Raw genomic sequence first — 22,584 nt, forward strand, 5'->3', positions numbered from 1 at the left:
GTGCAGGTCCGGGCGTTTGCCGTTGGGCCGTAGCTTACCAGGATTCAAATGAGCGTGGAAGTAACCGGTGGCGGTCGCTTCTTCGCGAATGCGCGCCGCCGCAGTGTCCAGCAAGTCGTTGGATCCCGTAATAACTTTGACGGCGGAGCCGCCCGAGCGCACGTAGTCATCCAGGTATTCGGCTTTCAGAACATCCAGCCACCGGTCGAGGGAGAGATTCGGAAGATCGTTTGTCGTCATGGAATTCGCGAGCCTCACTTGAACCAGATACTGTAGTAGCGAAGAGTGCGGCCTTCCTCGGAGATAATGGTGAAGATGTCGCGCTCTTTGGCGTTGCCTGTGGCGTATTCGATCTCGAAGGTCCGCCCGCCGCGTGTCGCGCGGATTTCCGCCTTGTGCAGCGCGTAGATCTGCTGCCCGAACGCCGCCGGAGGGTTATCCTTCTTATATCCAGGGGTGAGGCAGAAGAGATCGTAGATATCGCGGAACCGTGCGAACGGCTTTTCCGAGGCGTCTAAGTGCTTACAGGCGCCCAGTAGGCTTTCGGCAAACTCCAGGGAATTGGCGGCGGCGGTGCGGTCGCGCAGCCGTTTCAGTTCCTCAGCGGCAACGCGCGGCCGGATCGCCGGCCAGTTGACGCGCCCGATTTGGAGCGTTCCGCGCCCCGGCAATGACCGCACCGTCACTGGGGAGGCGATCAGCGTGTCATCGTCTTCTTGGGTTCGCAATGAGAAACGATTTGCGGCGACAGCCTGGAGCTCCTTGCGCCATTCGTCGCTTTCCAAATAGCCGCGCAGATCGAAACTCCAAGACTCCTTAGCATCCGTTGTCGCCGCCGGCAGTGCGCCGCCCAATTCCTCCGCCTGCGCCGCCAATTTTTGCAGATTGCCCATATGTCCGATCTGCGCCGCCTTCTTCCAGCCCTTCAATGCGCCGACATATTTATTCGCCGCCCGCAGCAGTGTGTCTACCTGTTCCTCATGCGCCTGCAGCGCGTCTTCAAGCATGAAAGTTCAACCTCCGGGGAATTCTCGTTTTTATTTCTGTGTGAGCGACGCGAGTTCCTGCCCCTTTTTTGTCATCGATCGTTAACGCTATCTTAATGTGAACTTAATGCGCTCTTAACACTCGCCCGGCATAATGGGCGCGTCATTGGCGATCTTTCTGATTCGCGAATATGGCGATACGCTCTCTTATGTCGAAAGGAGCAAACATTGATGTTCTCTGATAATCGGAAAAGGCAGTTTCGCTACTGGGCGCCGGTGACGGCTCTCGCAATTTTGGGCGGCTTGGGGCAGCCAACGGCGCATGCCGCCGGTTCTTCTTCGGTCGTAATCAGCCAGGTCTACGGTGGCGGCGGCAACAGTGGCGCCACGTATAAAAACGACTATATTGAGATTTTCAATCGGAGCGCGTCCCCGGTGAACGTGACTGGATGGACCGTGCAGTACGCCTCATCCGCCGGCGGCAGCTGGCAGAAGACGGCCCTTTCCGGGACGATTGCTCCCGGACATTATTATCTGGTGCAGGAAGCAGCTGGGGCGAACGGCACGACGGATCTGCCCAGCCCAGACGCCACGGGGACGATCCCGATGTCGGCGACGGCCGGCAAGGTCGCTCTGGTCAGTGACGCCACGACGATCACCTCTGGTACGGTCTGTCCGGCCGGATCGGCGAACGTAATCGACTTCGTCGGGTTCGGTCCCGCCACGACCTGTTCTGAGAACACTCCCACGGCGGGGCTCAGCAACACGACGGCGGCCCTGCGTGCGCTGAACGGCTGCACGGATACGGATAGCAACTCCTCCGACTTTGCCGTCACCGGGCCGATCCCGCGCAACAGTGCGACGGCGGCCAATATCTGCTCCGCAAGCACTGCTCCGACCGTCACCGCCACGACCCCCGCGTCTGGAGCGTCCTCGGTGGCCGTGAACGCCAACATCACGGTCTTCTTCAGCCAGCCGGTCAACGTGAGCGGCGCTTGGTTTACCATTACGGGCGCATCGAGCGGCGCGCATACGGCGAGCGTCAGCGGCGGCCCGACGATGTTCACGCTCAATCCGGACGTGGACTTTACTCCCGGCGAATCCGTGACCGTGAAGATCGTCGGCGCGCACGTGACCGCCCAGACCGGCGGCGCGGCGATGGCGTCGGACGACTCGACGAGCTTCACCACGCAGGCCGCTACGACGATCACCCACATCCATGACATCCAGGGCGCCGTGCACATTTCCCCGCTGAACAACACCCAGGTTACGAATGTCCAGGGCATAGTGACGGCGGTCGATAGCAACGGCTTCTACATGCAGGATACGGCTCCAGATGCGAATGACGCGACGTCGGAAGGCGTCTTTGTCTTCACGTCCTCGGCTCCTGGCCAAACGGTCGGCAACTTAGTTGCCGTCTCCGGCCGCGTCTCCGAGTTCCGCCCGGGCAGCGCCGCGACGAATCTGACCACGACGGAGATTGGTTCCCCGACAGTTTCGACTATCTCCAGCAGTAACTCGCTGCCGGCGCCGATCGTCATCGGCCTTGGCGGCCGCGTTTCTCCGACGACCATCATTGAAGACGATGCGAGCAATGTCGAGACCAATGGCGTGTTCGATATCGCCAATGACGGCATCGACTTCTATGAGAGCCTGGAAGGGATGCGCGTGCAGGTGAACGATCCTGTCGCATCCGGGCCTACCAACTCCTTCGGCGAAGTTTCGGTGCTGGCGGACAACGGCGCGAATGCTTCGGTGCGGACGCCGCGCGGCGGCATTATTATTCGCCCGACGGACTTCAACCCCGAGCGGATCATCCTTGGCAGCGCGCTGATGTCCGTGCCCAGCGTCAATGTCGGCGACCACTTCAGCGGCCCCGCAATTGGCGTTCTCTCCTACAACTTCGGCAACTTCATGCTGGAAGTGACCGCCCCGCTGACCGGCGTCTCGGGTGGTCTGACGCGGGAAATCACCGATGCTCCGGCTTTGGGCCAGCTGACAGCGGCGGCGTTCAACGTCGAGAACTTGGCTCCGAGCGATCCGCAGTCGAAGTACGACCGGCTTGCCGGGCTGATTGTCACGAACCTGCGCGCTCCGGACCTGATCTCGGTCGAGGAGATCCAGGACAACACAGGCGCGACAGACAACGGGGTGGTGGACGCATCCACCACATTCGCCAAGCTGATCTCCGCCATTCAGGCGGCGGGCGGTCCGGCGTATCAGTACCGCAGCATCAACCCCATCAACGACCAGGATGGCGGCCAGCCGGGCGGCAATATCCGTGTCGGCTTCCTCTATCGCACGGATCGTGGCCTGAGCTTCGTCGACCGTCCCGGCGCGGGTTCGCTCACGCCCAACGCCGTCACCGGCTCGGGCGCCGCGACGCAGCTTCAGTACAGCCCGGGACGGATCGATCCGACCAATCCGGCGTTCAGCAGCAGCCGCAAGCCGCTGGTGGGCGAGTTCGTTTACAATGGCCGCAAGCTGTTCGTCATTGCGAACCACTTCAACTCGAAGGGCGGCGACGAGCCACTGTACGGCCCGAGCCAGCCGCCGGCGCGCGTTTCCGAAACGCAGCGGCATCAGCAGGCGCAGATCGTCAACGGGTTCGTCGCTAACCTCCTCGCGGCCGATCCCAAGGCGAATGTCCTCGTGCTCGGCGACCTGAACGACTTCGAGTTCTCCGACACGCTGACGATCCTTAAGAGCGGCGGCGTGCTGACCGATCTGGTGGACACTCTGCCACAGCCGGAGCGATACACCTACGTGTTCGAAGGCAATTCGCAGACGATCGACCATATCCTGGTCAGCCCCAACCTGACGAACACGGCGTCCCCGGTCTACGACATCGTACACGTGAACTCCGAGTTCGCCGATCAGGCTAGCGACCATGAACCCTCGGTGGTCCGTCTTGGCGTCCCGACTGCGGGCGTAGTCACCGGCAACGGCGCCTTCGCCTCGGCTGCCGGCGCCGCTCCCGGCGCGCCCATGGCGTCGGGTTCCGCGCGCTTCTCCGTGACGGCCCAGTATGCATCGGGCGCGGCGCAGCCGTCCGGCAAAGTACAGCTCAGTCTGGCTTCGGCGAACTTGAACTTCCAGAGCACGTCGGTGCAGTCCCTCATTACAACGGGCGCCACGGCGCTCATCCAGGGCTCCGGCACGGTCAATGGCGTAAGCGGCTACCAGTTCTCGGCCACGGTGACGGACGCTCAGGCAGCCGGTGGCGGCGCGGACAAGATCCGTGTGCGCATCACCGGCTTCGGCGTGATTGTGTACGACAACCAGTCTGGAGCAGCGGTGAGCGCCGCCCCGACCCAGCCGATCTCCAGCGGATCGATCACGGTCAGCGGCAATTAGATCCGTGCGTCCTGCCCAATGTTAATTGGGCAGGGCGTCAATATTCAGAATGCCCGGCGAATGAATTCGCGGCTAAAAGTACGGTCACCCGCCTTCGCGGGTTCAGACCAAGCGCCGCAGGCGTTTGTTATCTGTGCCGTAGGCTCCAAAGTCCACGCAGGTGGACGGCCGTACTTGTAGGCGCGAATTCATTCGCCGGCTTCTGACGGGCAGACGCTAAAGATTAACTCAATACGTTAGAAAGATCATTCACCCATGAAATTCTTACGCTTCGCGCCGGCCGCCGCGTTCGTCGCCGGCGCCTTCTTCTTCTTGACCGTTACCCCCGCACAGGCAGCGCCGTTCTCCTTCACCGTCAGCGGCGTCATCACATCGGATTCCGACCTCGCGGCATTTGGTGGCGCGCATATTGGGGATGTGTTTACCTCGACCTTTACGCTGAACACGAGCATGCCGTTCACGGCGTCCGGCGGATACCGGGAGTATGAATCGTTCTCCTCCCTGGACGGCGCGACAGTGACGTTCAGCGGTTTCACGGTCACTCCCGATGCGCTGCTGCCGCAGGACCAATACCTGCTGGCCCGAAATGAGATCAACGCGGGCGGTGTCTTTGTCGATCCGCATGACGCGATCTTTACGCAAAGCTCGAACGCGAGCGGTTCGGGTTTGACCGACGCCTACTCGTCGATCGATCTCAGCAGCGCCCCCGGACACGATCCACTGTTCGCAACGACGCTTCCATTGACTGGCCCTGGCCTGAACGACATTAGCCAGTGGGACGTCCACAACTTCACGTTCTATGCGACAAACGCCTCGAACAATCAGGTCGGTTACTTCACTGGCGACATCACCGCGATCTCGTCGGCGGCCCCCGCCGTTCCGGAACCGTCGCAAAGCGCGGCGATCGTTCTGGGCGTGGTGTGTCTCGCCGTATGCGCCGTGCGGCGGCGGCGACGCGCGCAGCCCATAGCGTAATCATCGGCCTGCCCTTGAAACCGCCTCGTGCATGAAAAGCGCCCCGCCGATTACCGGCGGGGCGCTTTTCACTGAGCGGCGATCGAGACTCAAAGCAGCGTGAATAGCGTCAACCTGCGCTGGCTGGCGAAATCCGGCTTCGATCCCGCTTTCCTGCGCGCCTGCTGCGACCGGAGTCTGACATGCATGAATACGTCCGATCTCGTCGGACCGGATTTCAATCAGCCGACTTCCAACAGTCCCGCCTACTCATTTGACTGCACCAACATCATCGCCGGGCTGATGTGCGCGCCTCCCGCCATCGGCCCAGGGACATACGCCCTGTTCGTGCGCTCCACAAACCTGGTGCTCGACGCCAATCTCGCCGGAACGGCAAACGGCACGCCGTTGGTTCAGTCAGGGTATCACGCAGGAACCAATCAAAAGTGGACTGTGACCTATGTGGGCGGCGGCCAATACTCTATGATCGGGGTGGGGAGTGGACGGGCCGTGGAAGTCAACGGTTTCGCGCAAACCGATAACGCCGCAGTCGATCTCTGGGATTACATCGGGGCGAACAATCAGAAGTTCACCCTGGTGGACAAGGGCGGCGGGTGCGCAGATCGTGCAGTATACGCTGGACGCCAACGGGTACAACGCCCAGTGGCAGTTCCGGGCGCCGTAACACGGCGCGATGATAACAAACGGCGAACGCTCTGGTCGAGCGTTCGCCGTTTTCGCATATTGGAATGTCTGACAAAATTGAGAGAAGTGGCAGTTATGGTATGATAGAAACAGCGCCTCGTGACGCCGCCCATTGTAATTTGAGTCAGATTTATGTCACCAAAAGATTCTCAGTCTATTTCCTCGTCTCCACTGGTTTCACAGTCCCGCGCGTCGGCGCGTGCGGCCGCGATCCTCTCCGAACGGATCCGTATGGGCGTGTATGGCTCCGGGCAGCCGCTTCCCACGGAGCGAGTCCTGGCCGCCGACCTTCAAGTCAACCGGCGCTCTGTGCGGAACGCCATCGATCAGCTTGTCCAGGAAGGCCTCGTTTTCCAGCGCCCCAACTGCCGTCCGACGGTCGGCCCATCGCCGGACGACATTGCGGAGATGGCGGACGGCGCCGGTGGATCGCGCATTTCGGCGTCGAACCTCATCGCTTTGATCATGTGGCACGGCGGAGGCCCGCTGGAGCGGGCCGGCTCCTCCCAGCAGCGGATCTTCTGGGGAATCAATCAGGCGCTGAAGAAGTTCGGATACCACGCGGTGTTTCTAGATCTGGGCGATTTGATTGGAATGGAAGCGGAGACGGCGGCGCAAGAAGCCGCGCATCTGCGTTATATCCGCGATCAGAAGTTCGGCGGCGCCCTCTTTTATCCCTACGCCTACCGACATAACAGCGCATTGGTGCGGGAAGTCAGCCGCAGTGTCCCGCTCGTTCTTCTTGACCGGAAGATGCCCGGTGTGGATCTCGACTTTGTTGGGGTCGAGAACCACGGTGCGCTGCTTGAAGCCACCGATCATCTCATCGCGCAGGGGCATCGCCGGATCGCGCACGTCACGCGCAGCGAGCCGATCCAGTCCGTACAGAACCGGGTCGAAGGATACCTCGACGCCATGCGCGGCGCGAGCGATCCTGACTCCGTTCGGGTGACAGGCGCCACCGACATCACAGAGATGGTCCTGACCGTACCGTCGTATGAAGACGACCGCGACTGGACTGTCGTGGACGCCGTCTTCCGCCTGCCGCAGGGCCAGCGGCCGACAGCAGCCGTGTGCTTTACCGATTACATGGCGGACAGCCTTGCGAAGCGCCTCGAATACTTGGGGCTTTCTGTCCCGAAGGATGTCGCACTAACGGGATTCGACAATATTGTCCCAGCCTTGCCGAATGGTGTTGGCTTAACGTCCATGGCGCAGCCCTACGAGCAGATCGGCGCGACGGCAGTCGACCTTTTAATGCGCCGCATCAAAGATCCTGGCGCCGAGCCGAAATCCGTTGAACTGCCGGCGAGCCTGATCGTCCGGGAAAGCAGCACGGGATAAACATATTTCCTTGATTGGATTTATTCTGGGGTGCACCAAGCAAGATTCCTGCGCATCTGATATTTTTGGTGCGCATTATATTGACATGGTGCATTCTCTGTGTTATACTGATGGTGCGCTAGTCTTATTATAGAAAGAGGGAGATTCTCTTTATGCTTCGACAGACTAAGTCAAACGGTTTTACACTTATCGAGTTGCTCGTCGTCATTGCTATTATCGCAATACTTGCCGCCATCCTGTTTCCTGTCTTCGCTAAGGCTCGTGAGAAGGCGAGACAAATTTCGTGCGCATCGAATTTGCGGCAGATCGGCATCGGGATGCTGCAATACACTCAGGACAACGATGAAAACTACCCGACCGGTTCGGCGGGCGTACTCGGAGAGGGCTGGGCCGGCACGATCTATCCTTACGTCAAAAGCACCGGCGTTTTCAAATGCCCTGACGATAGCACGACGCAGCGCAGCAACGGCGCCGTCGTTTCCTATCCAGTTTCCTATGCCGGGAACCTGAACTTCCTGCGGTGGGACGGGGGAAGCGCCAACGATCCGCACACGGGGCAGTCGCTGGCTTCGTTGGCGTCGCCAGCCAAAACGGTGCTGCTTTGCGAGGCTACGAAGGTTTATGCGCCGGTGACGGATCCACTGGAGCGAAACGGGGCGGATGGGCGAATGTCCGGCGTGACCAATGGTCCCTACGATGCGGGCCTCTATACCGATGCTGGCAACGGACAGTGGGGCCTGCTGGTTACGGGATGCCTTGGAGGTCTTGATTGTTCGGCGTACGTCAACCGAGATGGCGGCGTGCGCGGATACGCGTCGAAGACCGGCCTGCACACCGACGGCTCCAACTTTATGTTCACGGATGGGCACGTGAAGTGGCTGCGTGGCTCCTCCATCTCCGGCGGCATGACCGCACAGGCGGAAGACTGCAACCAGGATGGATCCCCGGCGATGCCGGATTGCGGCGCCAATCCCTATATGGCCGCCGGGACGGGCAGCAGCCAGTTCGCGGGGACCTTTAGCACCCGATAGCGGCAATCCAAATTGACTGCAAGTTTCGGTTTTCATCCAATTGCCCTCCATATTCTCTCTAAAGAGACTGTGGAGGGCTAGCTTTTCGTAAGATCGGAATGGTATAAGGCACATATGACGGCTAAATTCAACAATAACGACCCCCATTTGCTTACACGGCGTGATGTCGTGGCGAGCGCTTTCAAAACTATGCTCATCGCTTCCATCCTGCCTGCATCCCTGACTTCCTGCGAGTCGGCTCCGGGACCGGCGTCGACTCCGGCGGCGGCTTTGGCAGCGGGTTCGAAACCGTATCGCTCGATCAACATCATGAACTTCATCCGTGCGGAAGAGCCGCGCAATCCGATGGACTTGATCACGCCGGTGCGCGAGCAGATGGCGCTGTCCAAAGCGCACAACTTTCCGACGACCTGGCTGCTTCAATACGACGCGCTGGTTGAGGGGCCGTTTGTCGAGTTTTTGAAGGCCGAGATGCCGGCCGATCATGAGGTCGGTCTCTGGTTTGAGATGAACCGCAAGATCTGCGATGACGCCGGCGTGGCGTGGCGCGGCCGATCCGATTGGGAATGGGATTACCATGTCCCTGTGGCGTACTCGATTGGCTATACCCCGGAGGAACGCCGCAAGCTAGTCGACGCCGCCATGGCGACGTTCAAGCGTGTCTTCGGCAAGGACATCAAATCAGTCGCCTGCTGGAATATGGAGGCCATTTCCGCCGCCTATTTCGCGGATAAGTACGATGTCGACGCCTTTGGCAATTGCCGGGATCAGCTGGCAACAGACGGGTTTACAGTCTGGGGCGCCCCGATCGCCGGATACTATCCCAACCGCTTAAACGCCTTGAGCCCCGCAGTGGAAGCCAAGAACCAGATCTCGACGCCAATGTTTCGCCTGCTGGGTCAGGATCCCGTCTACTACTACGATAATACGCTCTCGTATCCCGACACGATGGAGCCCGTCTGGGCGACAGGCCGGTCCGAGAAGTTTGTCGATACGTTCCTAGACATGATCGCGCGCCAGCCGACCCAGGCGTTTGGGTACGCCCAACTCGGCCAGGAAAACAGCTTCGGCTGGGACGAGATGAAGCAAGCGTTCCCGATGCAGATGGAGAAGCTGGCGAAGGAGCGTGACGCGGGTGGGCTCGTGGTCGAAACGATGGGGGAGACGGGACGCCGCTTCAAGCGCGCCTTCAAGTCGACTCCCACGCAGGCGCAGGTCATGCTGGAGGATCCTTTCGGAACTGCCGGCGCCTCGGATCGGCAGCGCGACGCCACCGCCGCCGTCCAAGCCCTTGTTCAGAATGACGCGCTTCGCGTCACGGTCAACAACGATCTGGTGGGTGATCCTGCGAATAACACCCACAAGCATCTTCAGTTAAGCTACACGCTTGATGGTGTCGCTCACAGTCAGACCGGGGCCGAATTAGAGACCATTCAGATCCCTGGACGGGGAGAAACGCCTGGCAAGCTTGTCATCACCAAGGCCGTTTACGGCGTTTTAGACCGCGCTCCCGAGCGAACCGTCTGGTATCAAAGCAGGCTCCAGCGCGCGAACCTGCATTTCCGAGGCGATCAGTTCTTCCTGCGCGATCTGCATGTCTACAATGACAAGTTCCCTCAGCCCTTCCTGACAGAGACCGTGAAGCAGCACGGCATCGAACAGCGTCTGCTGGCGGTGCTCGACGGCTACCATTGGAGCGATGACAAGGCCCGGTCCAACAATGGCGGATCGCGCGCCATGGGCCGATTTGTCCTGGTGGGTTTGGACGGAAAGCAGACCCCGCTGACCATGGACGGCTTGCCCACCGTTACTGAAACGGGTTCGGTGCTGAAAACCAAGGTCCCGCTGGCCGGCGGCGGAACGCTCGTCGCCGCCTTCCATGAAAGCGAGATCCAACTCAGCGTCGTCGGCGCGCCGGCGAACATGCGTCTGGGATTGATCTTTGAATGGGACCCCGATCGCAGCGCGCTGAGGGAAGTGACGGCGAAGTGGCTGAGCTATCGTTTCCAGGACTTCGACTACTCCATGTCCGTCGCGAACGGCGCGGCCGTGAAGACGGACAAGGGAGCAAACATCATCGCCGGCAAACAAGGCGCCCTGCGCTTGCTCATGGCGCAGAAATAGCGCGAAAGGCGATCAGAATGCGAAGCCAATTTATGTGCGCCCTTGGGCTGTGCGCGCTGCTGGGCAGCGCCATGGATGGCCGCGCGGCGACTTCGGTCGCCGCGACGGACTCCCACATCGCCTATAGCCCCTACAACTGGTACAAGAGCGGCGCGTCTTACGCCCAATCGCCTAACCCCGGCGCATATCTCAAAATGGGCTTCACGGGAACGAGCATCGCCGTGAATTTCGACGTCTCGCCTGAGACTAATGCGGCCGTACCCGCCGCGCAGTATCCCATTATCCGTTACTCCGTGGATGGCAAGGCGCCGGTGACGGTCCAGCTTGCGCCCACGACCAAGAGCATCTCGTGCGCTTCTGGGCTGACGGGCGGGGCCCATACACTTCTCATACAGCTAGTGGCGGGGTACGTGTTTCTGGATTTCTGGACTCCGGTCAACGTCGTGCGGATAACGGGTTTCACCCTCGACGACGGCGCGTCCGCGAGCACGCCCTCGGGCGCCGCCGCCATTCAAAAGAAAATCGCTCTCTTTTTCGGCGATTCCATCACCAACGGCGACAACACCGTCGCAAACTTCAAAGATGGAATTACCAACGCCACGGAGACTCAAGACGCAACGGTTGGCTACGTTCAGCCTATCGCGGCGGCGCTGGGCGCCGAGTACGGTGTGGTCGCTTATGGCGGAGCTTCCTGGGACAGCGGGGCGGCGGACGGCGGACACACGCCCGGTCTCATGACCTTCTGGCAGTCCTACGACTCCGCGCACTCCCGACTTGCCGCCGGCAAACTCGCTCCCATCCCAGACGATATCTTCATCAATATGGGGGAGAACCGGGGGCCAGCGGGCGGCGACGTGTCCAGCCTGCTCACCTCGCTACGGGCCGCATCTTCTCCCGACACAAATATCTGGATCATTGTCCCCTTCAGCGGGCGCGCCCGTAAGGACCTCACGGACGGATTCCATTCTTACCAAAGCGCCAAACCGAAAGACAAGCATACCTACTTGCTCGACATCGGCGACAATCCTTACCTCACCAATGCGGGTGCAACCATGCTCGCCGTGGACGGCCAGCACCCGCTCGCCGTGCTCGACGCCCTGCTGGGCGCGCAGTTAGTTCAGGCTCGCGCGTTGATGCTCAATAAATCCACCGAAGCCAAACAAGGGCGCCGATAAACCGATCGCGCCAGTGTCTTTTCGTATTAAAATAGTTATTCGTGTAAATGTTCGCGTCTTTTATATATGACAATTAAAGTAGATTGCTTGTATCAAAAAGTGCTATAAAAGTGCCACTTTGTGCATTGCTTGGTCCATAAGCCCATGATATACTTGCTCTACAGAAACGCAAATATTCCATTCGCACGCTTCTGCCATGATACACAAATTATTTTCACCTTATTGGGAGGTTGATTTATGAAGACGCAAAATTATCGGTCTAATCAAGGTGGTTTTACGCTCATCGAGCTTCTCGTTGTTATCGCAATTATCGCGATTCTCGCGGCAATTTTGTTTCCCGTGTTCGCAAAGGCGCGTGAGAAAGCGCGCCAGATCTCGTGTATCTCGAATCTCAAGCAGATTGGTCTGGGGTTTATGCAGTACACCCAGGACAATGACGAGAATTATCCGACGGGTTCGGCGGGCATTCTGGGGCAAGGCTGGGCCGGTACGGTCTATCCCTATGTCAAAAGCACTGGTGTCTTCAAATGTCCCGATGACTCCACGAGCCAGCAGGTCAACGGCAATATCGTTTCCTATCCCGTCTCCTATGGAGGGAATCTCAACTTCCTGCGAACGGATGGCAACGGCAACGCGAACGACCCGCATAGCGGTCAGTCGCTGGCGTCTCTGAACGCGCCCGCTAAGACGGTTCTGCTCTGCGAAATCACGGGGATTTATGGCCCGATTTTGAACACTAAAGAGCAAAATGGTCTGAATAATGTCGTGTCGGCTGTCACCAATGGGCCCACCGATGGACAAATTTACGCGTTCTCCGATGGCGACTATAAGCCGGGCGGCCATATGCAGACCGGATGCCTCGGCGGTTATGATTGTTCGGCGTCAGTGCAAAGACCTCTTGGTCTGGGCTTCAATGCGAAGACGGGACTGCATACCGATGGCTCGTGTTATTTGATGGCGGATGGCCACGCGAAATGGTTTAAAGGGGCGTCGGTTTCCGGCGGATCCGTGGCTACGGCGGAAGACTGCAACCAGGCCGGATTGCCGGCGTTGCCGGACTGTCCGGCGAATGGGGGGATGTCCTCGGGAACCGGCAGCAGCCAGTTCGCGGTCACCTTCAGCACCAAGTAAAGCGCTGTCTTCAAGCAAAGTCATGGGTGGTCTTTGAGGCCCGCAGGAATTTTGCTTCACCATCGCGAATATCTCCGAAACAAAGCGCCTGACGGAAGCTCTATGCTTCTGTCAGGCTGCGTTTATTTCCGGGATCATTATTTACCCATGCCATCGACCCACAAGAACGGCGCGCTGGGCGCGCTGAGTTTATCCGACGCGACTTCGCTTTCTCCCGGTCCGCGCCAGCGGATGGCGATGGGGACGGTCGTGCGCGGCAGTCTTCAGGCGGGTATCCAGATCAAGCTGACCGGGGATCGTTCGGTCGAGGATATTCGGGCGGGCAAGTTCGTCGTGATCGACGGAGCGCAGCACGAGTTTTTCGCGATGATCACCGATGTCTCGCTCGACTGCACGTCGCCGCAGGTGCTCGCGAACCCACCGTCTCCCGACGACGCCTTTTTGCGCCAGGTGCTGAGCGGCACATCCACCTTCGGGACCCTCACGCTGAAGCCGCTGCTGATGCGCCCGCGCGGCGCCATCGAATTCGATCCTGTCAAGACCGTGCCGACGCATTTCAGCGGGGTGGGCGAGGCGACGGAAGAGGACATCGCCGATATCTTCGGCGCGGAGACGCAGGGCGGCGATTACTTCCATATCGGCTCGCCGCTGGATATGGCCGACATTCAGGTCTGTCTGGATTTGAATAAGTTTGTCGAGAGATCGAACGGAATCTTTGGCAAATCAGGCACCGGCAAGACGTTTTTGACCCGTATCTGTCTGTGCGGCATCATCAAGCATAAGAAGGCCGTGAACTTAGTCTTCGACATGCATGGCGAGTACGGCTGGAAGGGAACGACCGAAGATCCCACGAAAGAGGGGGTCGACGGTCTCAAAAAATACTTCCCTGACAAAGTGCGTGTGTTCACCCTCGACCGCGCCGCCGCGCTTCGGCGTAAGGTGCCGATCGAGAACGATGTCCATATCCCCTATAGTCAAATCAGCGTGGATGATATTCTCCTGCTGGCCAATGAGCTGAACCTCAATCAGAGCGCCGCTGAGACGACGTATCTGCTCGAACAGCACTATCCCAAGCGCTGGCTGACTGAGCTGCTCAAAATGGATGGCGAGGCGATCAAAGCGTTTAGCGAGATCAGCGGAGCCAACGCGCTGTCGCTCGGCGCTCTCAAGCGCAAGCTGGGGCGCATGGTAGAGGAGTGCAAGGGCTTCCTGCGTGAAGACCTGCCGGGCGAGGAAGACGACGCCGTGCGGCAGATCATGGGCTGTCTGCTCAAAGGGACGCATGTCGTTCTGGAGTTCGGCCAGTACCGCAAGCCGCTGCAATATATGCTGGTCGCGAATATTCTGACGCGCCAGATCCACAAGAACTATATCGAGCTGACGGAAGCGGCGATGGGGGACAAAGGCAAGAAGCCGATGCCGGTCGTGATTACGATCGAAGAGGCGCACAAGTTTCTCAGCCCCGCCCTCGCGCAGCAGACGACGTTCGGCATCATCGCTCGGGAGCTGCGCAAATACAATGTCACGCTGCTTGTCGTGGATCAGCGCCCTTCGGGGATCGACGATGAAGTGCTCTCACAGCTCGGCACGCGCATCACGGCCTTGCTGAACGACGAGCGCGACATCGACGCCGTTTTGACGGGCGTCTCCGGCGCACAGGCGCTGCGCGGCGTCTTGGCGTCGCTGGACAGCAAGCAGCAGGCGCTTCTGCTGGGCCACGCGGTGCCGATGCCGGTCGTGGTCCAATCGCGCACTTACGATGACTCCGAGTTCAAACGAAGCATGGGCGAGTTCAATACGACCGCCGTGGTGGAAATGGATATTAATGACTGGAAGTAAGACCCGCTCCGCCCTTGTCGCCTTCTCGCTGGCGATGCTGCCCGTCGGACAGGCGCTTGCGGAAGACCCGCCGGCGGTGACGCAGCCGGGGACATCCCTGCCGCCTTCGCCCGCGAACCCGATCGGCTCCGGGCCGAAAGCTGTTTCTCCCGAGCCCAATACCACGTCGGACGCGCCTCTGCCGGTACTGTCCCTGGACTTCGAGCATATCAGCGGGTCGCAGGACGGAGGAGTGCTCGAAGGGACGCCCGATAAGCCCGTGCGGCTCAATTACGGCGGCGAGTTTTTCGTCCAAGCCGACCGGATCGAGGGTGATCTCGCGCATCATAACTACAGCGCCACTGGGAACGTGAAGGCTTATGATAAGATTGCGATCATCGCGGCGGACAAGCTGATCTTCGATGGCGCCGCCAAGACGAGCGTCGGCGAAAACATTCTGCTGTACCAGCGCCCTTACCGGATTCACGCAAGCCGGATTGAGGCGACGCCCTTGCGGATCGTCGCGACGGACGGGCATCTGACAACCACGCCGCCGGGGGTATCTCCTGATTTCGAGATGCGTACATCCAAGATCACTCTGACCCCAGATGCGCACATTCCCGGCGTCACGCGGGGAAGCGCCGAAAACGCTTCGTTTTATCTCTTTCACAACCGAATTCTCACGCTGCCCCGTGTGAGGTTCCGGTCCGGCGGACAGTCCGGCGACGCCGGTCCGGAATCCAAGCTCACCCCATCCTTCGGTCTCTCCGATCGGTATGGGGTGTTCTCTGAAGTTCGGTATCAGGGGGTGGGGCGATATCCGATTGAAGGCTATGCGTTGCTGCCGACCAAGCAGTCGCCTCAGGTGCGTGTGACGACGCATCAAACGCTGATCGCCGGTCATGTGCGTCCAGCTCCTGCGCAGCCGCCCCGGCGCGATCCGCTGGCGGCCCTTCATCAGTTTGAGCAGAACGCCAGCCCTCCGCTGCCGTACGGCGATCCGCTGCTGTTCCACGACTTCCTGCCCGAAGGCGCCTCGATCCACCCGTTCGATTCTCCCTGGGGCGGTGGATTGTTCCTGTCGGAGGAACTGGCCGCGCATCTTTCGGCGAGCGGTCGACGCCGCGACGACTTGTATGTCTCCCGGCTTCCTGAGCTTCGGCTCGACGGCTCCATTCCGCTGGTTCCGGTCCGCTCCGCGCCACCTCCGGGTGATCCTGTCGCCTTCCGCCAATTCCTGCGCAGGCCAGTGTTCTATGCGAGCGCTGGACTTACTACCGGCGAGTACCACGAGCAGCCGACGGATATTCACGGACGTCGTGATCGCGTTCAAGTCGGCCTCTACACGCGTCCCTGGATGCTGGGGAAAGATACGCTGTTCCTTCCGTCGATCCAGAACACTTATAACCATTACGACAAGAGCAAGTCGCTCTACCAGTACACGCAGACGAATCTCGCCATCGTCCACTACTTCACCGACCGCACGGCTCTGAGTTTCGAGTATCGAACGAGCAAAGTTACGGGTGACTCGCCCTTCAACTTCGACGCGCTGGACACGTCGCGGGAATTGATCACCCGTGCGCAGCTCGGCAACCACAACTTCGCCGTCTCCGGTCTGGTGCGCTACGACCTTGAACGCAACGATGTTCTCGATTACCGTGTGACCGTCGCACCGACCCTGCACGGGTTCATCCCGACATTCACGTACAACTTTCGCGACCGCAGCTTAAACGTGAACTTCGAGGTGGAGGGGATTACGTTCTGATCCCTATTACCTAGCCGGCGATGTAGAGGTACCTCTACATCGCATACCCATACAGTGATCGCACGGTCAGCCGCTCGGCTAAGCTTTCCACACTGTCGATCGTGTCCGTTTCTTCCACATGCACGACTTTACTGTCGCCCGCCCGAAGATGGAAGAAATTATCGGACAGCGTGGGGAGGCTATCCTCCGAGTCCGCCAGATCGATCTGAAGCCAGATGTTTGCGGCGAAGCGGCGCGCCGTCAGCGCGATCAAGAACCCCGACTCCTCATGCTCCAGAAGCTCGATTCCAAGCTCCGGATCGTCCAGCTCCAACTCTTTCGGCTCGGCGAGGAATAAGAAGTTCTCGGCCGCATTTGCGTGGACTGTCGGTGTAAATCTTGCGTGGACGAAAGTCTCTGTTTCGCGTCCCACCCCCACGTTCAGTGGGAAGATCGCGGCCAGAGCGGCGGAGTTTTCTTCAATCGAAATCGGCCAGGATTGATGCGCGAGCATTTCACCCTCGAACGTTTGCAGCGTGATTTCCAATATTCCCTGGTCGGCGCTCAGCGTGTCGTTGACGAGGTGAACCTCGACGGCATTCTCCGTACGGACAAGCGATACGAGCACGGGCGCATAGAAGCGGGCGCTGGCGTAGTGGGCGGCGCGGGGCTCCAGTTCGGAGTCGATCACGGCCCAGGAGTGGGTGGGCCAGCAGTCGTTGATCTGCCAGAAGAGCGTGCCCCAGCATCGGCCTTTCAAGCGGCGATAGTGCTCGACGCCGAACTTCAGCGCGTCCGCCTGATTGAGCTGGGTGTAGTAGACAAGATCGTCCAGCGATTTCATCTCTGGGTAATGCAGCTTCACCAGATCGAGATAGGCGTCGTAGCCCTTGCGTGTTTTATCGTGCCAGCGCATCGCGAGCGATTCGGGCGTGAGATCGCTGTCCGTCAGGCAGTTGTTCCAGGCGCGCAGACCGGCGGCGGCGGCGAAGCCGAACTCGGAGGCGAACCGGGCGTTGTCATCCGCGTAGTTGGTCCAGTCGCCGACCCCGTGCCAGACATCCCAATTATGCTTGTCGCCGAAGTCGCTGCTATTAGGATTGTCGCCGCCGTAGGGGGACGACGGCCAGTAGGGCGTTTGAGGATCTTCGGCGGCAACGACTGACGGCAGCACGTCATGATACAGATGCTCGCCGAGCAGGCGAGAGGGACGCACGGCGGCCCATTTGCCGATGTGCATCATATGGTTCTCGTTGTTGCCGCACCAGAGCGCCAGCGATGGGTGGTTGCGAATACGCCGGATCGCCGCGACGGCCTCGGTGCGCGCCGCCTCAGCGTACTCATCTAAGTCGGGATAGTAGGCGCAGGCGTACCCAAAGTCCTGCCACACGAGCAGTCCATGCCGGTCGCACAGCTCGTAGAAGTGTTCGGTTTCATAGAGGCCGCCGCCCCAGACGCGCAGCATGTTGTAGCCTGCGTCGCACGCCATACCAACAAGGTTGAATACGCGGGCGTCGCCGCCGTCATCCTCGCCGTCCAGATAGCCAGGCTCGTTTACCAAACGTGCAGGGAACGAATCGGCGGGAATCCAGTTGGCGCCCTTGATAAAGATGTCTTCGCCGTTGACCCGAAATTGGAAGCTCTCGCCCTTGCCGTCTGAGTCGGCTTCCTGGATCAGTTCAATCGTACGCAGGCCAATATTTCCCGTTTTGAGGTCGATCTCTTCGTCGGCGTGCAGCGCGATCTCCAGGGCATACAATGCCGGGTGCATCGATTCGCCTTCCGGGTTGTGCCGATTGGGCCACCATAGCTCCGGTTCGTCAATTACTACCTGCGCCGTGACTTCGATACGTCCCACGCCAGCGGGAACGTCCACGCTCACCGTGTCCGGCAGCGGCGCGTCGAACTCCTCTTCATCGTTGCCGACGCGCGGCAGATCGATCGTCACCGTCAGCGGCGTCTCGCTTGCGTCCGGCGCTCGGTCTACAAAGATCGTAAAGTCGACAATCGCCTGATCGTCCGTAAATGTGACGTCATACTTCCAGTCCAGCAGCCGCGCGATGGGGACGCTCACCAGTCCCATTGGCCGCCAGAGGCCGCAGGAGACCAAGGTTGGGCCCCAATCCCATCCATACATATACTGCGCCTTGCGCACGAATGAACGTGGCCCCCAGAGCTGCCAATCCCGCTTGGTCTTCTCATCGCCATACTTCGCCGTCCAAACCGCCTGCCGCTCACGCCCCACGCGCATCGCCGACGCAAACGTCACCCGCAGCGTATTCTCACCCGCTTGCAGAACATGGCCCACTTCGAACTCATGGGGGATGAACATATTGTCGGCATGGCCGATGACCGTTTCGTTCAGCACGATCTCCGCAATCGTGTCCAGCCCCTCAAAGCGAAGCAGCGTATGCGCTGCAATCGACTCCGTGACGAAAAACGTCGTCTCATAAACCCAATCCGTCTCATCCACCCACTGCGCCCCGCGCTCGGCGAAGTTCTTGAACGGATCGGCGATTACGCCAGCGGCCATCAGATCCAAATGGATATGCCCCGGGATCAGCGCCGGCAGCCACGGCAGCGCGGTTGTCGGCGGATCGCCGTCGCCGCGCACATCGCGCACTCGCCATCCGTCGTGGAGGACCTGGATCGTCGTCTGCTGCGAAGAAGGCGTACTCATAAGTTTTACTATCCTGTGAAAAATGGGTTTGGGAGGTCACGCAGACAAAAGGCGGAGAGTGAAACTCTCCGCCTGCCGTCTTACCGCGTCTAACAAAAAACGCCGGAACACATGGTCGGGATGACAGGATTCGAACCTGCGACCCCCGGGCCCCCAGCTCGGTGCGCTAACCAAACTGCGCTACATCCCGATAAAGTGTTGGGATGATTATAGCCCAAGGGAATCAGGAAAGTCAACCCATGCGAGGGGGCATTCGGAAATATGGCAATCCTATCTCTCACTCCAATAACAAAAACTGTTATTCTCTGTGGTATATTGACGGAAAGGAGAACCGCATGAATATCTCTCTGACGCCAGAGTTAGACAGCTACGTTCACGAAAAAGTGCAGACGGGAATGTATCATTCCGCAAGCGAAGTCATCCGTGAAGGGCTGCGTCTTCTCAAAGAGCAGGACCAGCTTCGGCAGGCGCGTCTGGATCAGCTTCGCAGCGATGTAAAGGTTGGAACCGATCAGGTAGATCGCGGCGAATACACCGAATATTCCACAAGCGATTTTTCTTCTTTGGCGAGTGAGATAAAGGCCAAAGGACGAAGCCTTCGTGCGAAGCAAAAAGGTGAATAGGCGTGACGCTTGTTTTAAGAATCGCCGAAGCGGCTAAGGAAGATCAAGCCGAAATCTGGCGCTATATTGCTGCCGACAATGAACTTGCCGCTGACCGCATGATCGATTTGTTCGTAGATGCCTTTACGTTGCTTATCGCCATGCCAGGCGTAGGGCGTATGAGAGGCGAACTCGGGGACGGCCTGTACAGTTACACGGTTACTCCATACCTAATATTCTATCGAACCTCCAGCACGCATATGGACATATTGCGTGTTTTGCACGGCAGTCGCGATTTGCATGTATTGCTTCAACACGACAACTGATTGCCGCGAACAGCAGCTTACGGTTTTGACGCGTCAGTTTCCTCAGAAATGACGCCGTGCTCCAGCATAAATTGCGAAAGATCCTGAGCGAATTTCTCCGCATCCTCTTCTTCCACCAGCACGTGATCGACGGGAATTCGATCCAGCATGTTTTTTGCTCGGTGGTACGCCGCCAGATGCTGTGGCATTTGTGGCTTGCCCAGCAGCAGGTACATCGTTCCCAGTTCTTCGTGCCCGGCGAGGGCGGTGGCGTTTCCCAGCCATTTGGCGGCCTTGGCGCTGATGCTTTCTTCCCGAGCATAATCGAAAGTCATTGGCTGGACGATGTGGATCCGTTCGTTTTTGAAGGTGTATTCGCACTTCAGTTCTATGGCGTTGGTTTTGAGTGTGATTGGCTTTAACGCGGACGCTGCGCGGGTTTGACGCAAGGGGCCCTTGTAGACACTGTTCCAAACATCGTCGTCCGAGCGGGTTTCTACTTTGGCGCGCTGTGACTTGGAAACGACCATTCGGTCGTAAGCGTCCTGAAGCGCGATTTCCGGGGAGCGCGCCAGGCCCGAGAGCACGGCGCTGTATTGGTAGCTCAAACCCTGGTCCGCCCAAATCTGCCGCATGAGGGCTTGCGCGTCTGTGGGAACGTCGAACATTTTTCCCATGGGGTTCGCCCAGAGTTTTTGCAGATGCTTGATGGCGGCATGGAATCGCCGAACGACTTTTCGATGCTGGTCGCCGTCAAACTCGACGAACGCCTCCGAGAGCCGGCGATAGGTGGGGTCGATGATCGCGCCAACATAATGGAGCTGGGGAGCGAGCAGAACAACGCCGATGTTCAGCGACTCGCCTGTCGCGATGTCATGGACGTAGCGCAGGGCGCAATAGGTGTAAGCGACACGGCTCATGCTAAACTCTCCCGTAATTGCCATTCCAAACGCGCGTCGTTTCCCACAATGGACGCCATATGCTTGCAAATCTGTTGACGTTCCGAGTCCCAATCCGCCGGCAAGCTATCGATGAAGTCTGATAACTCCTGAACGTTGAAATTCGCGATGTCCTGAACGAAGCCTGACCAATCATACGCATCGGACTTCTTTCCGCGCAGTGCGGCGTGAAAGAGATGAGGCTTGTCGAAATGGACTTTGGATAACTCCCAAGGGGCGAAGTCGGCAGGGGCGGACAAGAAATGAAGCGATTTCTCAAAGCCGTAGGCAATGAATCCGTTCGCGAGCGCTCCCGCATTCGTATGGCCGGAATGCCGTTCAGGATTTTGCAGGATCTGATCCACGGCAAACATTCGCTGCGCATCGTAAAGCTCGCGCGGTGTTTTCTCCGAGTTGGGGATAATCGGCGCCATGCCGGGGATAAACTCGCAGCCCACGCCGATCCCAGGCTGGAGCTTCAATCCATAGGGCTTCAATGAGGGAGTAATCGCGTCGCAAAACTCTTTCGATATCTGAACCAGAACGGGGCGTGGGGTATCCACGCCTAATTTATGCGCGATAAAGTTGCCAATCACCTCGCGGCGCATGCTTTCCGTTGTGACGCCGGGCATTCCCATTGCCTTCACGGCGAAGCGCTCTTTTGCTAGGACATCACCGTCTTCGCTCCACTGTTCACAGCTCAGCACCAGCGGCTTCGGTCGTCCCTTTTCTAAGACGATCTCGAAGCCTTCCGCTTCCCAAGTTTCGATCAAAAAGACAAAACCCTTTCGACGCAGAGCGCCATGGAATGGTGCGACGAGCGCCGCCCGCCGCACTTGTGCTGATCATTATACTACCAAAGCGCGGGCACGCGTGAACTGGATGGGCTATACTGATTCAAAGCAGTATTGGCGGCGAGGGGAATGAGAGTTTGACACGTCTTTTGATCGTCCGTCATGGCGAGACGGAGTGGAATACCGAGGGCCGCATTCAGGGGCATACGAATAGCAAGCTGAGCAGCCGGGGTGTGAGGCAGGCGCAGGCGCTGACGAAGCGGCTGGCGCCATGGAAGATCGACGCGATTTACAGCAGCGATCTGACGCGCGCGATGGAAACGATTGCCGCCACGGCGAAGGGGCATAAGCTCTCAGCGCAGCCGAGGGTTGAACTGCGGGAAAAGGGGTTTGGCGAGTGGGAGGGGCAGACGATTGCCGATGTCTCGTCGCGCTACCCGGAGCTTTGGAAGCGTTATCATGGCGAGCGCGAGCTGGACACGCCGATCCCCGGCGGCGAATCGTGGTCGGAGGTGCAGACGCGGGTGCTGGGCGTTTTGAAGGAAATCCTGGAGACGAACCCGAACGATGCGACGATTGCGATCGTCGGTCATGGCGCTGCCTTGCGCCCCATTCTTTTGGACGCGATGCAGGCGCCGCTGACGTGTCTGCCGCGTATTAGCTTGGACAATGCGAGCCTGTCGATTGTGGAGTATAAGCCGCCGCACGGCGGGCGTCTGCTGCTGCTGAACGATACGAGCCATTGGGATGGGGTGAAGGCGTGAGCAACCAGACCCGCCTCGGCCTTATGACCCACCCCGGCGCTTCGCGCCACCCCTCCCTTGAAGCAGGGAAGGGTTGGAAAGAGATTCTCGGACGAAAGCCGCCTGCGACAATAAATCCTAATACCCTTCCCT

General features: G+C 59.2%; 18 protein-coding genes and 1 tRNA gene. 13 read left to right on the top strand and 6 right to left on the bottom strand.

Features of this window, described 5'->3' with window-relative positions:
• Window positions 1-240 (bottom strand): hypothetical protein (locus tag ABIZ35_RS03050; protein WP_348218398.1); only part of this gene is annotated, 240 nt, incomplete at its 3' end.
• A gap of 14 nt (window positions 241-254) precedes the next feature.
• A complete protein-coding gene (locus ABIZ35_RS03055) occupies window positions 255-1,007 on the bottom strand; it encodes a hypothetical protein (protein WP_348218399.1) in 753 nt (250 codons plus the stop codon).
• A gap of 210 nt (window positions 1,008-1,217) precedes the next feature.
• Between ABIZ35_RS03055 and ABIZ35_RS03060 the strand changes: the two genes are divergently transcribed.
• The 10 genes from ABIZ35_RS03060 (at window position 1,218) to ABIZ35_RS03105 (ending at window position 16,390) form a co-directional block, all read left to right on the top strand.
• Window positions 1,218-4,343: a lamin tail domain-containing protein gene (locus tag ABIZ35_RS03060; protein WP_348218400.1), complete on the top strand. Its 3,126-nt coding sequence runs from the start codon at window positions 1,218-1,220 to the stop codon at window positions 4,341-4,343.
• Window positions 4,344-4,598: 255 nt separating this feature from the next.
• On the top strand, window positions 4,599-5,318 hold the full coding sequence (locus ABIZ35_RS03065; protein ID WP_348218401.1) for a PEP-CTERM sorting domain-containing protein: 720 nt from the start codon (window positions 4,599-4,601) through the stop codon (window positions 5,316-5,318).
• Window positions 5,319-5,417: 99 nt separating this feature from the next.
• Entirely contained in the window at window positions 5,418-6,086 is a 669-nt protein-coding gene (locus tag ABIZ35_RS03070) for an RICIN domain-containing protein (RefSeq protein ID WP_348218402.1), read from the top strand.
• A gap of 48 nt (window positions 6,087-6,134) precedes the next feature.
• Window positions 6,135-7,346 carry a GntR family transcriptional regulator gene (locus tag ABIZ35_RS03075; protein ID WP_348218403.1) on the top strand — a complete coding sequence of 404 codons (1,212 nt, stop codon included), beginning with the start codon at window positions 6,135-6,137 and terminating at the stop codon, window positions 7,344-7,346.
• Window positions 7,347-7,498: 152 nt separating this feature from the next.
• Complete coding sequence (locus tag ABIZ35_RS03080; protein WP_348218404.1) at window positions 7,499-8,377, top strand: DUF1559 domain-containing protein; 879 nt, start codon at window positions 7,499-7,501, stop codon at window positions 8,375-8,377.
• Window positions 8,378-8,566: 189 nt separating this feature from the next.
• Entirely contained in the window at window positions 8,567-10,501 is a 1,935-nt protein-coding gene (locus ABIZ35_RS03085) for a hypothetical protein (protein ID WP_348218405.1), read from the top strand.
• A 17-nt stretch (window positions 10,502-10,518) separates the two neighbouring features.
• Window positions 10,519-11,676, top strand: a complete 1,158-nt coding sequence (locus ABIZ35_RS03090; protein WP_348218406.1) for a hypothetical protein — start codon at window positions 10,519-10,521, stop codon at window positions 11,674-11,676.
• A gap of 237 nt (window positions 11,677-11,913) precedes the next feature.
• Complete coding sequence (locus ABIZ35_RS03095; RefSeq protein WP_348218407.1) at window positions 11,914-12,807, top strand: DUF1559 domain-containing protein; 894 nt, start codon at window positions 11,914-11,916, stop codon at window positions 12,805-12,807.
• A gap of 147 nt (window positions 12,808-12,954) precedes the next feature.
• On the top strand, window positions 12,955-14,646 hold the full coding sequence (locus ABIZ35_RS03100; protein ID WP_348218408.1) for a DUF87 domain-containing protein: 1,692 nt from the start codon (window positions 12,955-12,957) through the stop codon (window positions 14,644-14,646).
• Window positions 14,633-16,390 carry a hypothetical protein gene (locus tag ABIZ35_RS03105; RefSeq protein ID WP_348218409.1) on the top strand — a complete coding sequence of 586 codons (1,758 nt, stop codon included), beginning with the start codon at window positions 14,633-14,635 and terminating at the stop codon, window positions 16,388-16,390. Before ABIZ35_RS03100 ends, ABIZ35_RS03105 begins: the two co-directional genes overlap by 14 nt.
• 34 nt (window positions 16,391-16,424) lie before the next feature.
• Here ABIZ35_RS03105 and ABIZ35_RS03110 read toward each other — a convergent pair whose 3' ends face one another.
• Entirely contained in the window at window positions 16,425-19,049 is a 2,625-nt protein-coding gene (locus tag ABIZ35_RS03110; RefSeq protein WP_348218410.1) for a glycoside hydrolase family 2 protein, read from the bottom strand.
• A 112-nt stretch (window positions 19,050-19,161) separates the two neighbouring features.
• Window positions 19,162-19,239, bottom strand: a tRNA-Pro gene (locus tag ABIZ35_RS03115).
• A 145-nt stretch (window positions 19,240-19,384) separates the two neighbouring features.
• Between ABIZ35_RS03115 and ABIZ35_RS03120 the strand changes: the two genes are divergently transcribed.
• The gene (locus tag ABIZ35_RS03120) at window positions 19,385-19,672 is read left to right on the top strand and encodes a type II toxin-antitoxin system ParD family antitoxin (protein WP_348218411.1); all 288 of its coding nucleotides are present in this window, start codon (window positions 19,385-19,387) and stop codon (window positions 19,670-19,672) included.
• A 2-nt stretch (window positions 19,673-19,674) separates the two neighbouring features.
• Window positions 19,675-19,977: a type II toxin-antitoxin system RelE/ParE family toxin gene (locus ABIZ35_RS03125; protein ID WP_348218412.1), complete on the top strand. Its 303-nt coding sequence runs from the start codon at window positions 19,675-19,677 to the stop codon at window positions 19,975-19,977.
• Window positions 19,978-19,994: 17 nt separating this feature from the next.
• Here the strand turns inward: ABIZ35_RS03125 and ABIZ35_RS03130 are convergent, their stop codons facing one another.
• Complete coding sequence (locus ABIZ35_RS03130) at window positions 19,995-20,876, bottom strand: DUF3037 domain-containing protein (protein ID WP_348218413.1); 882 nt, start codon at window positions 20,874-20,876, stop codon at window positions 19,995-19,997.
• The gene (locus ABIZ35_RS03135) at window positions 20,873-21,667 is read right to left on the bottom strand and encodes a HipA family kinase (protein WP_348218414.1); all 795 of its coding nucleotides are present in this window, start codon (window positions 21,665-21,667) and stop codon (window positions 20,873-20,875) included. The genes ABIZ35_RS03130 and ABIZ35_RS03135 overlap by 4 nt, the downstream gene beginning before the upstream one ends.
• A gap of 158 nt (window positions 21,668-21,825) precedes the next feature.
• Between ABIZ35_RS03135 and ABIZ35_RS03140 the strand changes: the two genes are divergently transcribed.
• Window positions 21,826-22,452, top strand: coding sequence for a histidine phosphatase family protein (locus ABIZ35_RS03140; protein WP_348218415.1), 627 nt, complete (start codon window positions 21,826-21,828; stop codon window positions 22,450-22,452).
• The last annotated feature ends 132 nt before the right edge of the window (window positions 22,453-22,584 follow it).

Origin of the sequence: Capsulimonas sp. (genome assembly GCF_039929585.1) — a bacterium.
In the GTDB taxonomy this organism is placed as follows: Bacteria; Armatimonadota; Armatimonadia; order Armatimonadales; family Capsulimonadaceae; genus Capsulimonas.

What these genes read in the sequence shown, in the direction of transcription:
- ABIZ35_RS03095 (WP_348218407.1), top strand. Translation starts at nt 11,914, where the DNA reads ATGAAGACGCAAAATTATCGGTCTAATCAAGGTGGTTTTACGCTCATC.
- ABIZ35_RS03090 (WP_348218406.1), top strand. Translation starts at nt 10,519, where the DNA reads ATGCGAAGCCAATTTATGTGCGCCCTTGGGCTGTGCGCGCTGCTGGGC.
- ABIZ35_RS03080 (WP_348218404.1), top strand. Translation starts at nt 7,499, where the DNA reads ATGCTTCGACAGACTAAGTCAAACGGTTTTACACTTATCGAGTTGCTC.
- ABIZ35_RS03130 (WP_348218413.1), bottom strand. Translation starts at nt 20,876, where the DNA reads ATGAGCCGTGTCGCTTACACCTATTGCGCCCTGCGCTACGTCCATGAC.
- ABIZ35_RS03060 (WP_348218400.1), top strand. Translation starts at nt 1,218, where the DNA reads ATGTTCTCTGATAATCGGAAAAGGCAGTTTCGCTACTGGGCGCCGGTG.
- ABIZ35_RS03105 (WP_348218409.1), top strand. Translation starts at nt 14,633, where the DNA reads ATGACTGGAAGTAAGACCCGCTCCGCCCTTGTCGCCTTCTCGCTGGCG.
- ABIZ35_RS03065 (WP_348218401.1), top strand. Translation starts at nt 4,599, where the DNA reads ATGAAATTCTTACGCTTCGCGCCGGCCGCCGCGTTCGTCGCCGGCGCC.
- ABIZ35_RS03100 (WP_348218408.1), top strand. Translation starts at nt 12,955, where the DNA reads ATGCCATCGACCCACAAGAACGGCGCGCTGGGCGCGCTGAGTTTATCC.
- ABIZ35_RS03055 (WP_348218399.1), bottom strand. Translation starts at nt 1,007, where the DNA reads ATGCTTGAAGACGCGCTGCAGGCGCATGAGGAACAGGTAGACACACTG.
- ABIZ35_RS03110 (WP_348218410.1), bottom strand. Translation starts at nt 19,049, where the DNA reads ATGAGTACGCCTTCTTCGCAGCAGACGACGATCCAGGTCCTCCACGAC.
- ABIZ35_RS03075 (WP_348218403.1), top strand. Translation starts at nt 6,135, where the DNA reads ATGTCACCAAAAGATTCTCAGTCTATTTCCTCGTCTCCACTGGTTTCA.
- ABIZ35_RS03120 (WP_348218411.1), top strand. Translation starts at nt 19,385, where the DNA reads ATGAATATCTCTCTGACGCCAGAGTTAGACAGCTACGTTCACGAAAAA.
- ABIZ35_RS03085 (WP_348218405.1), top strand. Translation starts at nt 8,567, where the DNA reads ATGCTCATCGCTTCCATCCTGCCTGCATCCCTGACTTCCTGCGAGTCG.